General features: G+C 71.7%; 15 protein-coding genes and 2 tRNA genes. 5 read left to right on the top strand and 12 right to left on the bottom strand.

Annotation, left to right across the window (positions count from 1 at the left end; translation table 11 throughout):
* Together IF17_RS0134165 and IF17_RS0134160 are read left to right on the top strand one after the other, a co-directional pair.
* Window positions 1-926 (top strand): SPFH domain-containing protein (locus IF17_RS0134165; protein ID WP_030574766.1); only part of this gene is annotated, 926 nt, incomplete at its 5' end.
* Window positions 927-1161: 235 nt separating this feature from the next.
* Window positions 1162-1752 (top strand): lytic polysaccharide monooxygenase auxiliary activity family 9 protein, encoded by a 591-nt coding sequence (locus tag IF17_RS0134160; RefSeq protein WP_030574765.1) that lies wholly within the window; start codon window positions 1162-1164, stop codon window positions 1750-1752.
* A 159-nt stretch (window positions 1753-1911) separates the two neighbouring features.
* Here IF17_RS0134160 and IF17_RS0134155 read toward each other — a convergent pair.
* The 8 genes from IF17_RS0134155 to IF17_RS0134120 form a co-directional block, all read right to left on the bottom strand.
* Window positions 1912-1985: transfer RNA gene (locus IF17_RS0134155), tRNA-Lys, on the bottom strand.
* Between the two features lie 66 nt (window positions 1986-2051).
* A complete protein-coding gene (locus IF17_RS0134150; protein WP_030574763.1) occupies window positions 2052-2609 on the bottom strand; it encodes a hypothetical protein in 558 nt (185 codons plus the stop codon).
* 46 nt (window positions 2610-2655) lie between these two features.
* Complete coding sequence (locus tag IF17_RS0134145) at window positions 2656-3414, bottom strand: IclR family transcriptional regulator (protein WP_030574756.1); 759 nt, start codon at window positions 3412-3414, stop codon at window positions 2656-2658.
* Window positions 3415-3582: 168 nt separating this feature from the next.
* Complete coding sequence (gene ehuA / locus IF17_RS0134140) at window positions 3583-4428, bottom strand: ectoine/hydroxyectoine ABC transporter ATP-binding protein EhuA (RefSeq protein WP_030574754.1); 846 nt, start codon at window positions 4426-4428, stop codon at window positions 3583-3585.
* Entirely contained in the window at window positions 4418-5062 is a 645-nt protein-coding gene (gene ehuD / locus IF17_RS0134135; protein WP_030574753.1) for an ectoine/hydroxyectoine ABC transporter permease subunit EhuD, read from the bottom strand. Before ehuD ends, ehuA begins: the two co-directional genes overlap by 11 nt.
* Window positions 5059-5790 carry an ectoine/hydroxyectoine ABC transporter permease subunit EhuC gene (ehuC, locus tag IF17_RS0134130; protein WP_030574752.1) on the bottom strand — a complete coding sequence of 244 codons (732 nt, stop codon included), beginning with the start codon at window positions 5788-5790 and terminating at the stop codon, window positions 5059-5061. Before ehuC ends, ehuD begins: the two co-directional genes overlap by 4 nt.
* Before the next feature lie 21 nt (window positions 5791-5811).
* Window positions 5812-6714 (bottom strand): ectoine/hydroxyectoine ABC transporter substrate-binding protein EhuB, encoded by a 903-nt coding sequence (ehuB, locus tag IF17_RS0134125; protein ID WP_030574750.1) that lies wholly within the window; start codon window positions 6712-6714, stop codon window positions 5812-5814.
* Between the two features lie 148 nt (window positions 6715-6862).
* Window positions 6863-7846: a D-2-hydroxyacid dehydrogenase gene (locus IF17_RS0134120; RefSeq protein ID WP_030574748.1), complete on the bottom strand. Its 984-nt coding sequence runs from the start codon at window positions 7844-7846 to the stop codon at window positions 6863-6865.
* Between the two features lie 212 nt (window positions 7847-8058).
* On the opposite strand from IF17_RS0134120, the gene IF17_RS0134115 reads away from it, so the two are divergent.
* Entirely contained in the window at window positions 8059-8826 is a 768-nt protein-coding gene (locus tag IF17_RS0134115; protein ID WP_030574745.1) for a maleate cis-trans isomerase family protein, read from the top strand.
* Between the two features lie 112 nt (window positions 8827-8938).
* On the top strand, window positions 8939-10066 hold the full coding sequence (locus IF17_RS0134110) for an LLM class flavin-dependent oxidoreductase (RefSeq protein ID WP_030574742.1): 1128 nt from the start codon (window positions 8939-8941) through the stop codon (window positions 10064-10066).
* Here IF17_RS0134110 and IF17_RS0134105 read toward each other — a convergent pair.
* Complete coding sequence (locus IF17_RS0134105) at window positions 10063-11955, bottom strand: putative bifunctional diguanylate cyclase/phosphodiesterase (protein ID WP_030574739.1); 1893 nt, start codon at window positions 11953-11955, stop codon at window positions 10063-10065. The genes IF17_RS0134110 and IF17_RS0134105 overlap by 4 nt on opposite strands.
* Window positions 11956-12379: 424 nt before the next feature.
* Between IF17_RS0134105 and IF17_RS0134100 the strand changes: the two genes are divergently transcribed.
* Window positions 12380-13621, top strand: coding sequence for a M6 family metalloprotease domain-containing protein (locus tag IF17_RS0134100; protein ID WP_030574736.1), 1242 nt, complete (start codon window positions 12380-12382; stop codon window positions 13619-13621).
* Between the two features lie 58 nt (window positions 13622-13679).
* Here the strand turns inward: IF17_RS0134100 and IF17_RS0134095 are convergent.
* The 3 genes from IF17_RS0134095 to IF17_RS0134085 all read right to left on the bottom strand — a co-directional run bounded on the left by IF17_RS0134095 (window position 13680) and on the right by IF17_RS0134085 (window position 14911).
* Window positions 13680-13753: transfer RNA gene (locus tag IF17_RS0134095), tRNA-Lys, on the bottom strand.
* A complete protein-coding gene (locus tag IF17_RS1000000137390) occupies window positions 13744-14433 on the bottom strand; it encodes a bifunctional DNA primase/polymerase (RefSeq protein ID WP_030574733.1) in 690 nt (229 codons plus the stop codon). The genes IF17_RS0134095 and IF17_RS1000000137390 overlap by 10 nt, the downstream gene beginning before the upstream one ends.
* Window positions 14434-14569: 136 nt before the next feature.
* On the bottom strand, window positions 14570-14911 hold the full coding sequence (locus IF17_RS0134085; RefSeq protein ID WP_018511200.1) for a hypothetical protein: 342 nt from the start codon (window positions 14909-14911) through the stop codon (window positions 14570-14572).
* Window positions 14912-14983: the final 72 nt, after the last annotated feature.

Below are 14983 nucleotides of genomic sequence, written 5' to 3'. Positions count from 1 at the left end.
CCCGCCCCGCCCCCCTCGCCGACCCGCGCCTCGTCGAGCGGCCCGGTCCCGCCCTCCCCGGGTACGCCGCCCTGCTCACCGGAGCCGCCGGACTCCTCGGCGTACTGGCTCTCCTCTGGTGGCGCGGCGCCCTCCCCGCCGCCGCGCAGAGTGCCGTGGGCCTCGCCCCCCGCCCGTACGAGTCCATCGGTGCCGGCGTCTGGGCCGGTCTCGCGCTCCTGGTCACCGTGGTCGTCCTCGCACTCGGCGGCCTGGGCCGCGGCCGCGTCGGGTACGCCTGGGTGCTCACGCTCTTCGGCGACTACCGGGGGAGCGTCCGCCGCACCGGCCTGGTCTGGGTCTCCCCCCTGCTGCTGCGCCGCCGCGTCGACGTACGCCTGCGGCACTGGCGCAGCGAACCGCTCCCCGCCGTCGACGCCAACGGCACCGCACTGCGCGTCGTCGTCCTGGTGGTCTGGCGGATCAAGGACACCGTCCGCGCCGCCCTCGGAATCGAGGACCACGAGGCGTACCTGAGCGCACAGGTCGAGTCCGCCATGGCGCGGGTCCTCTCGCAGCTGCCCGCCGACGCGTTCCACGAGGACGCCCCCACGCTCCGTAACGCGGAGGCCGTCGGCGACGCCCTGACCCGGATGCTGAAGGCGGACTGCGAGCCGGTCGGCGTAGAGGTGTACTCGGCGCAGCCGACCGGGATCGAGTACGCCCCCGAGGTCGCGGCGGCTATGCAGAGGCGGCGGATCGCCGCCATCGACGCCAAGCACCGCGACAGCGTGCTGACTTCGGTGGTGGACGCGGTGGACGACACCGTCAACCGGCTCACCACGCGCGGCATCGTCGACCTCGACGACTACGAACGTAAAGCGCTGGTCAAGGACTTGACGGTCGCCTTCTACACCGGCCGGACCGGCGGAGGCGACAGCGCCTGACGGGCGATCAGTGCCGCGTCAACGGCCGCAGGGGCCCGGAGACTTCACTCCGGGCCCCTTTGGTCGCTCCGGAAGTCGCTCCGGAATCCGATGCCGATTGGTCTGGACATGTTCATGCGGCGTCAATAATCTAAGACTTGGTCTAGACCGCAGTACCCACCCACCACGCACCAAGCGCGCAGCATGTCGAGCAATGCTCATGGAACCTCCCCCACGTTCTAGAGGAGCGACAGCAATGCGGAAAAAGGCAAGCGCGGCCGTGATCGGCCTGGCGATAGCGGGCGTTTCTGTGCTCGCGACCACCAGCGCCAGCAGCCACGGCTACACGGACTCCCCCATCAGCCGCCAGAAACTCTGTGCCAACGGCACGGTCACCGGCTGCGGCAACATCCAGTGGGAGCCCCAGAGCGTCGAGGGCCCCAAGGGCTTCCCGGCCTCGGGTCCCGCCGACGGCAAGATCTGCTCCGGCGGCAACGGGCAGTTCGCCCAGCTCGACGACCCGCGCGGCGGCAACTGGCCCGCCACCCAGGTCACCGGCGGGCAGGGCTACAGCTTCCGCTGGCAGTTCACCGCTCGTCACCGTACGAGCGACTTCCGCTACTACATCACCAAGAACGGCTGGGACTCCACCAAGCCGCTCACCCGGGCCGCGCTCGAATCGCAGCCCTTCATGACCGTGCCGTACGGGAGCCAGCAGCCGCCGGCCACGCTGACCCACCAGGGCACGATCCCCACCCAGAAGACCGGCAAGCACGTCATCCTCGCCGTGTGGAACGTCGCGGACACCACCAACGCGTTCTACGCGTGCTCGGATGTGAAGTTCTGATCACCCGCGGGTAGCCCGTAGGGCGCCTGTGTATTTCCGCTGTGGCTCGACACGGCGGCCCTGAGCCGGGGCCGCCGTTGCGGTGGGCGGCTGCTGAACCGGGCCGGGAACAGCACTGTGGGCGGTCTCCGCGAGGGAGACCGCCCACAGGCATTGTCGTGCGCCGTCAGGGACTCGAACCCCGGACCCGCTGATTAAGAGTCAGCTGCTCTAACCAACTGAGCTAACGGCGCCTGCTGACTCGAAAATAATACCTGGTCCTCTGGGGTGCTGATGACACCCGCCTGCCGAGGCCGGCGCTACCCGCTCCGGCGGGAGCTCACCACGTCCGGGATCAGCGGGCCGATCCAGGCGGCGAACGGCTCCCACACCTCGTCCCCGGCGGCCCGGACGATCTCGTTGGGATCCTCGGCGGCGTCGAGGCCGAGGCTCTCCCGCAGCCAGGCGCGGAACGCCGGGTTCTCCGGGCAGGGGTCCCACCCGTCGTCCTCGGCCCCGTCCTCCTCCTCACGCTCGTCGTGGTAGTCGAGGCTGCCCCAGTCACCCATCGGGGACCAGCCGGAGGCGACGACGCGCAGCAGCTCGGGCAGATCGCGGGCCACGACGTGGACCCCGCCCTCGTCCCCCAGGAAGAGGACCGGCAGCGTCGCGAGGTCGGCGCGGTCGTCCCGCAGCCAGATTGCGTACGTGGAGCCGGAGCCGTTCGCCTGCGCGAAGGGGCGGATCCGGTGGGAGAGCTGGGGGTAGCCGCCGTCGTCCTCGCCGGACGGGAGCAGCTCGAAGCCGGAGGCGTAGAAGTCGTCGACGCTGCCGTCGAACTCCCGGAGCCGCTCCAGCAGCGGTATCGGTGGGTGCATGGCGCCGACGCTACCGGTCGCAGGGACCCTGCTGCGGGTCCCGCCCCTACAGCGCCAGCGACAGCAGCACCGGAGCCGCGCGCCGGTTCAGGGTGTCCGCCGCCTCGCGGAGCCGGTGGGCGTCCTCGATCGGCAGCGACAGGGCCAGGCATCCGGCGGTCGCCCCGGCCGTCAGCGGCACCGCCGCGCAGACGGTGCCCACCGCGTACTCCTGGAGATCCAGCACCGGGACCGTGGCGGGCTGGGCGTCCAGCTTGGAGAGGAGGACCTTCTCGCTGGTGATCGTCCGCGAGGTGAGCCGGGCGATCTTGTGCCGGGAGAGGTGGTCGCGGCGCGCCTCGTGGTCGAGCTGGCCCAGCAGGCACTTGCCGACCGCGCTGGCGTGCGCGGAGGAGCGGAAGTCCACCCACTCGTTGACCGCCGGGGTGAGCGGGCCGTCGGCGACCTGGGTGACGCTGATCTCGCCGTCCACGTACCGGCTGAGGTAGACGGCGGCGCCGACCGAGTCGCGCAGCTGGTCCAGCGCCTGCTGGAGCCGGTCCTCCAGGGCCTGGCGGCGGGCCGCCCCGGAGCCGAGGAGCAGCAGCGAGGCTCCTATGACGTACGCCCCGTCGCTGACCTGCTCCACATATCCCTCGCGGCGCAGCGTCAGGAGCAGGGAGGCGAGGTGGCCGGGCGGCAGGCCCGTCTCGCGGGAGATCTGCGCGTCGGTCACACCGTCGCCGTGCTGCGAGACCGATTCGAGCACGCGCAGGGCGTACTGCACCGAGTGGAACGGTGCGGTCGGCTCGGGCTTCAACGCCACGGCGTCCCCCCAACAAGGTTGTGACCGCAAGCTTCGGACCCACGATAGCCGCCGGGCCCCGCATTCGGGGCGGCAGTTGACGAGTCAGTAGGGGTGCCCCACCCCTGTCAACTGGGGCGCACCCGTCTGGCATATGCCAATGTCATGGGCGGTGGCTCAACTCCGAGGTCACAGGACCGCGTTGAGGAACTCGCGCGTACGTTCGTGCGACGGATCGGAGAAGATTTTCTCCGGCGTTCCGGACTCCACGACCCGGCCCGCGTCGAACATCAGCACCTTCTCCGAGACGTCCCGGGCGAAGTTCATCTCGTGGGTCACGCAGAGCATGGTGATGTCGGTGTTGCGGGCGATGTCGCCGAGCAGCTCCAGCACTCCCGCCACCAGCTCCGGGTCGAGCGCGGAGGTCACCTCGTCCAGCAGCAGGATCTCCGGCTCCATCGCCAGCGCCCGGGCGATGGCCACGCGCTGCTGCTGGCCGCCGGAGAGCTGGGAGGGGTGCGCGTCGACCTTGTCGGAGAGCCCCACCAGCTCCAGCAGCTCCCGGGCCCGGGTCTCCGCCTCCTCGCGGCCCTTGCCCAGGACGCTGATCGGGGCTTCCGTGATGTTCTGGAGCACCTTCATGTTGGGGAAGAGATTGAACTGCTGGAAGACCATGCCGATCTTCTTCCGGGACTCCCGCAGCTCCTTCTCGCCCGCGGGCTTCAGCCCGCCGCCCGGGGTGCGGACGTGGGAGAGCGGGGAGCCGTTGACCCAGATCACCCCGTCGCTGACCTTCTCCAGCGTCATCAGCAGCCGCAGGATCGTCGTCTTGCCCGAGCCGCTGGGCCCGATCAGGGTGACGTGCTCACCGCGGTCGACCGTGAAGTCGAGTTGGTCCAGGACCACATGGTCGCCGTAGCGCTTGACCACCTTCTCGAAGCGGACCAGCGGCTCGCCCGTGCTCCCGGCCGCCGGGACGGCGTCCTGGGGAGCCGGGGCCGCCGTCTTCTGCAGGGGGAGGGGTTCAGTGGCCAAGGCGCTTCTCCAGCTTTCTCATCAACAGCGACGTGGGGTAGCTCGCGACCAGGAAGATCAGGCCGGCGAGGGTGAAGACCTCGGTGTACGCGAAGTGGTCCGCGCCGTACTTCCGGGCCTCGAAGACCATCTCCTGCACCGTGATCACGGCGAGGAACGGGGTCTCCTTGAACATCGAGATCGCGTAGTTCCCGAGGGCGGGCAGCACATTGCGCACCGCCTGCGGCAGGATCACGGCCTGCCAGGTGCGCCGGGGCGGCAGCGACAGCGCGCGGCAGGCCTCCCACTGGCCCTTCGGTACGCCGTCGATCCCGGCCCGGTAGACCTCGGAGGTGTACGCCGCGTAGTGGACGCCCAGCACCGTGATGCCGATGTACAGCGGCTCCACCGTGTTGAACAGGGCGGCCGCGCCGACCAGTTGGACCAGCAGCGGGGTGGAGCGGACGAACTCCGTGACGACCCGCACCGGGACCGTCACGAACCTGCTGGGCGCGCGTCCGGCCACCGCGACGGCCAGCCCCAGCACGGCCGCCACCAGGGTGCCGAGCACGGTGGCCAGCAGGGTGACCCTGAACCCCTCCAGCAGGAGCGGCAGGGACTCCCTGACCGCGTCCCAGTCGAAGCCGTCGTTCATCGGGTACCTCCCAAGGCGGCGGTGGACGCGCTGCGGCTCTTGAACAGGCTGCTCGCGCCGGTGGCCAGGCCGAGCCGCCGCTTGGCGCTCCGCTCCAGCAGGTTCATCAGCATCGTCAGCGCGTAGGCCAGCACGAAGTAGACGGCCAGCAGGGTCAGATAGGCGGCGAGGGTCTCACCCGTGCGGTCGCGCAGCGTCTGCACCACCGTCATCAGGTCGGCCGCCGAGAGCAGCCACAGCAGCGGGGTGCACTTCAGCAGCTGGATCAGCAGATTGGTGAAGCTCGGGATCATCTGCACCCAGGCCTGCGGCAGGATCACCTTCCACAGCCGCCTGGACGGCGACAGGTTGAGCGCGATCGCCGCCTCGTACTGCGCGCGCGGTACGGAGTTGATGGCGCCGCGCACCACCTCGGCGCCGTACGCACCGTAGTTGAGGCCGAACGCGACCACCCCGCAGGCCACCGGCGCCAGTTCGTAGCCGGTCACCAGCGGCATCGCGTAGTAGAGCCAGAACAGCTGGATGTAGAGGGAGGTCCCCCGGAAGAACTCCACGACCACGCGGGAGAACCCCCGGGCCAGGAGCAGCCGGCTGCCCGCCATCAGACCGAGCGCGAAGGCCAGCACCCCGGCCAGCAGCGCGCCCAGGACCGTGGCCTGGAGCGTCACCCACAGGCCCGAGCGGACCTGGGGGAACTCCTCGACGAGGAGGGAGAAGAAGTCACTCATGCGTGTGCGTCCGCCCCGTCGTCAGCCCTTGCACAGATCGGCGGTCTTCAGGTCGGCCGGCGGGATCTCCGACTCCCCGAACCCGTACTCCTTCAGCAGCCCCACATAGCGCGAGCGGTCCGACACGATCTTCTTCAGCTCGCGGTTGAAGGAGTCCCGCAGGTCCTCGTTGCCCTTACGGAACACCGCGCCGCCGGGGGAGAACTGCGCGTTGCCGTCGATCTGCGGCACGAACGCCTCGGTGACCTCGGTCTCCGGGTTGGTCTTCGCCAGCCAGCGCAGCGAGATGCCGGTGAGCAGGAACGCGTCGACCCGGCCGCCCTTGACGGCGTCCGCCCCGTCCTGCGGCTTCTGGAGCGTCTTGATCTTGCCTTCGGGGATGCCCGCGCCCTTGGCGTAACTCCCCTCCACCGCACCCGACATGACGCCGATGGTGATCCCGGCCTCCTTGGCGGACTCCAGGTCGGTGACCTTCTTCGGGTTGCCCTTCTTCACCATCAGCGCGGTCGGCGAGATGAACTCCGGCTCGGAGAAGATCGCGTTGCCGCAGCGCTCCGGGGTGATGGCCATGCCCGCGCTGACCACGTCGTACTTCCCCGCCTGGAGCCCCGGGATCAGCCCGTCCCACTCGGAGAGCGTCGGCTTCAGCTCCTTGACGCCCAGCGCCTGGAAGATCTCCCGGTGCAGGGTCGGCGCCTCACCCTTGAGCTCCTTGCCCTCCATGTACCCGTACGGCGCCTCGTTGGCGTACGCGACCCGTACGAAGCCCTGCTCGCGGAGCTTTTCGAGGGCGCCGGCCCCGGTGGCGGCTCCCGAGTCGGTCTTGCTGCAGGCGGTCAGGAGGCCGGGAACGACCAGGAGGCCACCCACGGCCGCCGATCGATTGAGGAAGCCCCGGCGGGAAAGGTGAGGAAAGTCAGCCATGGTTCGCGGTCTCCTGGAGGTCGAACAGTCCGGACAGGGTGAGCGCCTGCCCGATCCCGTACGTCTATGCAGGAAGCCGGTCCATGTAACCGAACGGTGGCCGGAGGGTGACCTTCCCGTGGCCTGACACGGGCGGAGGGTGACGGAGTCACTCCGGTGAGGCGCCTTCTTCCTCTGCGGAGTTGTCGGTGGACGGGACGTAACCGCGTTGTTTGTCCACCACGTTGGGCAACGGGCCGCCATCCGCCCATAGTTCGTACATCGCCACGAACTGCTCACCCAGCCGGTCGCGCCAGCCGACCGTGTCCCCGCTCAGATGCGGGGAGACCAGCAGCCCCGGAACGTCCCACAACGGGCTGTCCTCGCCCAGCGGTTCATCGCCGAACACGTCCAGCGCCGCCCCCGCCAGCCAGCGCCGCTCCAGTGCCGACACCAGGTCCGCCTCCACCACGCTCGCCCCGCGCCCCACGTTGATGAACCGGGCCGAGGGCTGGAGCAGCCCGAAGAAGCGGGTGTCGAACATGCCGTACGTCGACGGGGTCAGCGGCACCGCCGAGATCACCCAGTCCGCCCGCGCGGCCAGCGGCCCCAGGTCCTCGATGCCATGGATCGTGCGCCGGGCGGTCCGCCCCACCAGGGCCACCTGGACCCCCATGCCGTGCAGCAGCCGGGTGATCTCCCGCCCGATCGGCCCCGCGCCGACGACCACCGCCCGCGAACCGGCGACCTGCTGCCCCTCCCGGTGGTGCCAGCGCCGCTCCCGCTGGAGGGCGAGGGTGGTGGGCAGATCCTTGGCGAAGGCCAGCACCAACCCGGCCACGTACTCCGCGATCGGCCGCTCGAAGATGCCCCGCGCATTGGTCACCACGGTGTCCGAGGCCACCAGCTCCGGGCAGAGCAGCCGGTCCACGCCCGCGCTCGCCGTGTGCACCCAGCCCGGCCGCGCCCCCGGGCCGGGCCATGCCTCCCGTACCGCGTCGGAGGCGAAGTCCCACACCAGCAGCACATCGGCGTCCGGCAGCCGGGCGGCGAGCCCCGCCGCGTCCGTGCGCAGGACGCGGGCCCGGCCGGTCAGCCGGCCGAGGCGGGGGGACGGATCGGCATCGAGGACGAGAACGACGGGTTCCGGCATCGGTGGCTCATCACTCCGCAACGTCGCAGGTCGGCGTAGGTACCGGCAGGACCATGATCTCCGTACCGGCCACGCTCGCAGCCGCCCCCGCCCCCGTCAACACGGCCCCCGGCGCGCCCCGCCCACCCGGCCTCACCGCCCCGCCGGGGGAATACTTGACAGGGGCAGGGGCACCAGTGGCTTTCCGCGTCCGACGCGAAGGAAGGGTGAACATGACCACGACCGTAGGACTTCTCTACCCGGGCCACGCCGCCGAGGACGACTTCCCGCGGATCGAGATCACGCTGGACACGGACATCCGGCTGCCGCTGTTCTCCACCGAGGCGGCCGAGGACTCCTACCGGCGGGGCGCCCTGCTGGAGTCCGGGGCGCCGGACCGGCTCGCCGAGGGCGTCGAGGAGCTGCGGCTCGCGGGCGCGGAGGCACTCGTCTGGGCGAGCCCCGGCGGCAGCTTCGCGTACGGCTGGGCGGGCGCCCACAACCAGATCGCCACGCTGGCCCGGAGCGCGGGCCTGCCCGCCTCCAGCACCGCCTTCGGCTTCGTCCACGCGGCACGGGAGCTGGGCGCCGGCCGGGTCGCGGTCGCCGCCGCCTGGCCCGAGGACATCACCGCGCTCTTCACCGAGTTCCTGGTGGCGGGCGGCGTGGAGACGGTGGCCTCCCGGAGCGCCGGTCTCGCCACGGCCGCCGAGGTCGCGGCGTGGGAGCCGGCCCAGGTCAAGGAGCTCGCCCTCGCCGCGGACCACCCGGACGCCGAGGTGCTGCTGCTCCCGGACGCCGCCCTGCACACGGCCGCGTCCATCCCCGAACTGGAGGAGGCGCTCGGCAAGCCCGTCCTCACGGCGAACCAGGTGACGGTCTGGGAGGGCCTGCGCCTCACCGACCGCCGGATCTGGGCCCCGACGCTCGGCACGCTCTTCGCCACCCGCCCGCCGGCCCCGGGCACGGTGGAGCCCAAGGGCATCGAGGTACGGGAATAGCGCGGCCCGGCACCCCTTCCGGAACGCCTTCCGGAATAAACGGAGACCCCCTCCTGTTGTACGCCTCCGATACGCATACGTACGACGAGCAGCACCGGGAGAGGGCCGACACGTGGACGAGATCCGAGGCGGGAACACGGGCGACGGGACGGACGGCGACGGCATCAGGGCCACGGCGGCGGGCACGGCCCCCGTACCGCTCTCCGTGCTCGACCTGGTGACCGTGGGGCAGGGCCGCACCGCGACCCAGGCCCTGCGCACCGGCGTGGAGATCGCGAAGCTCACCGAGAGCCGTGGCTTCCACCGCTACTGGGTCGCCGAGCACCACTCCATGCCCGGGGTCGCCTCGTCCTCCCCGGCCGTGATCCTCGCGCACATCGCCGCCCACACCGACCGCATCCGGCTCGGCTCGGGCGGCGTCATGCTGCCCAACCACGCCCCGCTGGTGATCGCCGAGCAGTTCGGCACCCTGGAGGCGATGGCCCCCGGCCGCGTCGACCTGGGCCTCGGCCGGGCCCCCGGCACCGACGGCGCGACGGCGGCCGCCCTGCGCCGCAGCGAACAGCTCAACGAAGGGGCCGATGACTTCCCGCAGCAGCTGAGCGAGCTGATCCGGTTCCTGGACGACGACTTCCCCGACGGGCACCCGTACGCCCGGATCCACGCCGTACCGGGCCCGGTCCAGGCGACCGCCCCCGGCGGGGTGCAGTCCGCGCACCGGCCGCCCGTCTGGCTGCTCGGCTCCTCCGGCTTCAGCGCCCGGCTGGCCGGGACGCTCGGGCTCCCGTTCGCGTTCGCCCACCACTTCTCGGCGCAGAACACGATCCCGGCGCTCGACCTGTACCGGCAGTCCTTCCGGCCTTCGGCCGTGCTGGACGCCCCGTACGCCCTGATCGGCGTCTCCGCGCTGGCCGCCGACGACGAGCGCGAGGCCCGCCGCCAGGTGCTGACCGGCGCCCTGTCCATGGTCCGGCTGCGCACCGGCAGGCCCGGGCTGATCCCGAGCCCGGAGGAGGCGGCCGCGTACGACTTCTCCCCGATGGAGCGGGAGTTCGTCGACGGCTGGCTCTCCAACGTCATCCACGGCACCCCCGACGAGGTCCGCACCGGCCTGGACGACCTGGCCAAGCGCACCGGCGCCGACGAGCTGATGATCACGGCCAACGCGCACGGCGGCGACGCCCGGCTGCGCAGCTACGAGCTGATCGCGGACGCGTACGGGCTGCCGAACGAGGGCTAACCCGGGGTCGGCCGGGCCGTGATCAGCGCCGCGATCAGCTCCGGCGCCACGGCCCGCGAGTACAGCCACCCCTGCCCGGTGTCGCAGCCGATCCGGCGCAGCCGCTCCGCCTGCCCGGCCGTCTCCACGCACTCCGCGGTGACGGTCAGGCCGAGGCGGTGCGCCAGCTGCACCATCGCCTCCACGATCGTCTCGTCGGCGGGGCTGGGATGCGTACCGTCCTCGTACCGGAAGCCCTTCACGAACGCCCCGTCCAGCTTCAGGACGGAGACGGGCAGCCGGCTGAGGTAGGCGAGGTTCGAATACCCCGTCCCGAAGTCGTCGATGGCGATCCGTACGCCCATGTCGCTCAACGCCTGGAGGGCGCGCAGCGGGCGGCCGCCGGAGCCCATCACCGCCGACTCGGTCAGCTCCAGCTGGAGCAGCCCGGGGTCCAGGCCCGTCTCGTTGAGGATCTGCGCCACGTCCGCGACCAGGTCGGAGTCCCAGACCTGGCGTACGGCGACATTGACGCTGATGAAGAGCGCCGGCTCGTCCGGGTGGTCCAGCTGCCAGCGCCGCGCCTGGCGGCACGCGGTGCGCAGGATCCACTGCCCGAGCTGCACGATCGAGCCGTCCTCCTCGGCGATCCCGACGAACCGATTCGGCGAGAGCACCCCGAACTGCGGGTGGTTCCAGCGCACCAGCGCCTCCACCCCGCGCACCACGCCGTCCGCCATGCCGACGAGCGGCTGGTATTCGAGGGTGAACTCGCCGCGCTCGACGGCGGGCCGAAGGGTGGAGGAGAGGGCCTGGCGGGTCATGCGGTGGGCGTTGCGCTCGGGGTCGAAGAGGGTCCAGCGGGCCCGGCCGTCGGCCTTCGCCCAGTAGAGCGTGGTGTCGGCGGCCTGCATCAGACCGGTGGGCGAGGTGCCCGCGACCGGCCGCTCCACCACCCCGATCGAGGCGGAGACGGAGAGCCGCTGCCCGGCCAGGTCGAAGGGGTGCTGGAGGGCGGCCAGGACCGAGCGGGCCAGCTCGGTCAGGGCCTCCGTACCGCCGGAGTCCTCCACCAGGATCGCGAACTCGTCGCCGCCCATCCGCGCCACCAGCCGGCTGCCGCCCGGGTTGCTGCTCGCGTCGTTCTCGGCGCAGTCGGTGAGGCGGCCCGCGACGGCGGCCAGCAGCCGGTCGCCGATCCGGTGGCCGAGGGTGTCGTTGATGGCCTTGAAGCCGTCCAGGTCCAGATAGCAGAGCCCGATCCGGCCGTGCCGGGGGAGCATCGAGTCGTCCTGGTACGGCGGGGTCTCCAGGGCCACCGAGAGCCGCTCGAAGAACAGCGTCCGGTTGGGCAGCCGGGTCACCGGGTCGTGCATCTGGAGGTGGCGCAGCCGGTCCTGGAGCTCGCGGCGGTCGCTGATGTCCGCCACCGTCAGCAGCACCCGCGCGGGCTCCGCCGCCGACGTTCCTGTCATCGGTACGACGGTGACCTCGGCCCACAGCGCGCGGCCGTCGGGGTGTTTGAGGCGGCGGGTGCAGCGGAACCGGGAGCGGCGGCCCTGGAGCACCTCGCGGTAGGCGTGCCAGGTGCGGTCGTCGGAGGCCAGGTCGACCAGCTCGCACGCCTGCCGGTCGGCCAGCGCCGCGGGCGTCGTGCCCAGGAGCCCGCCGAGGGCGGCGTTGGCCCGTACGACGTGTCCCCGGCCGTCCACGACGGCCATGGGGAGGGTGGCGGCGTTGAAGGCGGCCCGGTGGTCGCGCAGCTCGGTGGCGGCGGCGTCCGCCGCGCTCCGGAGGGCGGCGGCGACCCGTGCTGCCGGGCGGGTCCTATGACGCTCCGTGACCGGTGGGTCCACGGCGTCCGGGGATGTGCCTGCCGGGGCCCGGGGCCCTTCGGAGGTTCCGCTCACCGCTCGCTCCCGCTGTGAAGGTTGTCGTGAACAGGTGGGGTCGGACAGGGCACCGGGTGGTGAACCCGTGAAGGGGCCCGATCCACGCGGGAAAGCGTGGTGAAGCATAGAGGGTGGCGCGTCGGGCGTTCCAGCTCGCATCCGGCCATGGCTCGACCGAACGGCCGGTCTGCGCCGTTCCGCTTTGCCCGCTCCTGATGGTTTCTGTGCGGTTCTGTTGTATCCGTCCGCCGGCCCGGTGCATCCGTCCGCCGATCCGGCCGATGGTGACGTTCCGTAAAGGTATGGGGTGGGATGCCGCCGGTGTGTCCGCCCTGCGACCCGTGGGGCGCATGTGACCCGTGTGGGGCAGCACAACAGGGCGCATCGCCACGAAACGGCACAGGGTGGACGAGACGTACCGCGTTCCCACCCGGAGGTCGATGTGCAGCCTGAGCCCGGACCCGGGGGAGCGGAGCGGCTGAAGCTGCGCAGTCTTGCGGCCGCCCTGACCTCCCTCCTGGCGCTCGCCGCCACCTCGCTCGTGGCGGGCCCCGCCGCGGCCGCCGTGCGCGACGCGACCCCGTGCGCGCTCCCCAGGACGTCCGCCCACCACTCGCTGGGCCTGGACAGCTGGAACGGGGCCTACCCTCAGCCCGACCGGCGCCTCGACGCGGTGATGATCTTCCTGTCGTTCCCGGACTCGAAGCCCGTGCTCACCCCCGAACTGCTGACCGCCGACCACTTCCCCTCGACCACCCGCTTCTTCGAGCGCGCCAGCTACGGCAGATTCACCCTCCGCCCGCACCCGCAGCGGAGCTGGACGCAGATGCCGCGCCCCTCCACCTGGTACGGCATAGAGCGCGACTGGGACGCCGAGAAGCGCACCGCCTACCTGCGCGACGCGATCGCGGCCGCCGACGGGGACATCGACTTCTCGGCGTACGACATCGTCTATCTGGTCGCCGACCCGGACGCCCCGGGCGTGGACTCCGACGCCACGAAGGTCGTCAACTTCGACCGGCCGCTGCGCGCGGACGGCACTGACATCCGGCGCGTCGTCACCGTCTTCGAGCAGCACCCGCCCGACCGCAACGTCCTCGCCCACGAGACCGGGCACGTCTTCGACCTGGCCGATCTCTACCACCGGCCCACCGACGGCAAGGGCGACTGGGACACCTACGTCGGGGACTGGGACGTCATGGGCAGCCAGTTCGGCCTGGCGCCCGACCTCTTCGGCTGGCACAAGTGGAAGCTCGGCTGGCTGGGCGGGCCGCAGGTCGTCTGCGTCCGCGGCTCGGCCGACCTCACCCTGGAGCCGGTCGCCGCCGCCCCCGTGCCCGGCGGGTCGATCGGGACCCGGCTCGCCGTCGTCCGGACCGGCGAGGACAGCGTCCTGGCCATCGAGGCGCGCGGCGCCACCGGCAACGACCGGGGGACCTGCACCGAGGGCATCCTGATCTACCGGGTCCGCAGCGGCACGGCCTCCGGCGGCGGCCCGGTCGAGGTGATCGACACCCACCCGGAGACCGGTTCCTGCTGGGACCGGTCCGTCTACCCGCCGCTCGCCGACGCCCCGCTCACGGAGGGCGAGACCTACACCGTGCCGGGCGAGCGCACCCGCGTGGAGGTCGCCGACCGTACGCCGTCCGGCTCCTGGACGGTCCGGATCACGGCCGGCCTCTGACCGGCTTCGAGCGGACACGAAGAAGCCCCCCGCTTCCGCGAGGGGCTTCTTCCGTCGGTGCGCCGTCAGGGACTCGAACCCCGGACCCGCTGATTAAGAGTCAGCTGCTCTAACCAACTGAGCTAACGGCGCCTGCTGACGTCGTAGACATTAGCACCCTGATCCGCCCGAGGAAAAATCGAATGCCCGGACCCCTGGGACACCGCCGACCGGCTCACCCGGACACAGGCCCAGAGCAGCACATCGGGCCCGGGCAGCCACGGATTGCGGGTGTCGGGCGCCACCAGCCAGCGCGGCCCGGAACCACCGGACGGGCAGGTCAGGGGCGGTACGGTGACGGCGTCGCCGGTGCCGTGACAGAGCAGCGGGGGCACCTCACCGCGCTGCGGGCGGGACGCCTTGTCGACGCCGGCTCCCCACTCCTCCCAGGCCAGCAGCGAGGGCAGCCGCTGGGCCGTCCCGGGGGCGGCGAAGAGCAGCATCCGGCCCCGGTGCACGGCCACGGGACCGGTGCCCGGGCCCTCGGCCCAGAGCCGCTCCAGCATCCGCCGCCCGAACAGCGCGGGCACGTTGACGACGTCGAACTGGGAGCCGCAGGGGAGCACCCCGGGCGAGGTCGGGCGCTCCTCCCACTGCGCGAGCGTGGAGCGCGGGTAGGCCGAGGCCCCCGCCAGCCAGGCGGCACCGGCGGCGGTCACCTGGGCGGCCTGCGCCCCGGTCTGGTCCCGCAACAGGGCGAAGATGTCGACGGCGTGGGGCGCGGCGGCTCCGCCGGCCTGCAGGGTCGTTTCGTCTTTCAGCCAAGCGCTCATGGAGAAAAGGTCTACCGGGAGTGACGGAGACGATTTCGAGAGTTGCCAAAAACCGGGACAGGGCGGGAGGGGAAGGAGTATCTTGCCCGCCCGGAATATGCCACGGGACCTGACCTCCGGCCCGTCCACGCGAGGCTCAGGCGTTGGACGCGTCCAGCAGGGACCGCCCGAACTCGATCATCTTCTTCGCGTAGTCCTCGGTCCACTCCGCGCGTTCCGCGACGTCCGCCGCCGTCAGCCGGTCGAACCGGCGCGGATCGGCGAGCTGCGCCGCCGCCATCGCCTGGAACTCCACCGACCGGTCCGTCGCCGCGCGGAAGGCCTGCGTGAGCTCGGTCGCCCGGGCCAGCAGCTCACGCGGGTCGTCCATCGACTCCAGGTCGAAGAAGTGCTCCGGATCGGCCACCGCCTCCGACGGCTCGAAGAGCAGTGGCGCGGGGCGCAGCCGCTGCCGCTCGTTCCGCTCGGACTGTGTCATGTGCTGTTCCTCCCTCGGGCGGCCCCGGACGGCCACCCTCCATTGTCCAACCCCGCGCAAGAGGGCCACAGG

The sequence above is a fragment of the Streptomyces cyaneofuscatus genome (genome assembly GCF_000718135.1).
GTDB classification, from domain to species: domain Bacteria; phylum Actinomycetota; class Actinomycetes; order Streptomycetales; family Streptomycetaceae; genus Streptomyces; species Streptomyces cyaneofuscatus.
This window is presented reverse-complemented; position numbering and strand designations above follow the sequence as displayed.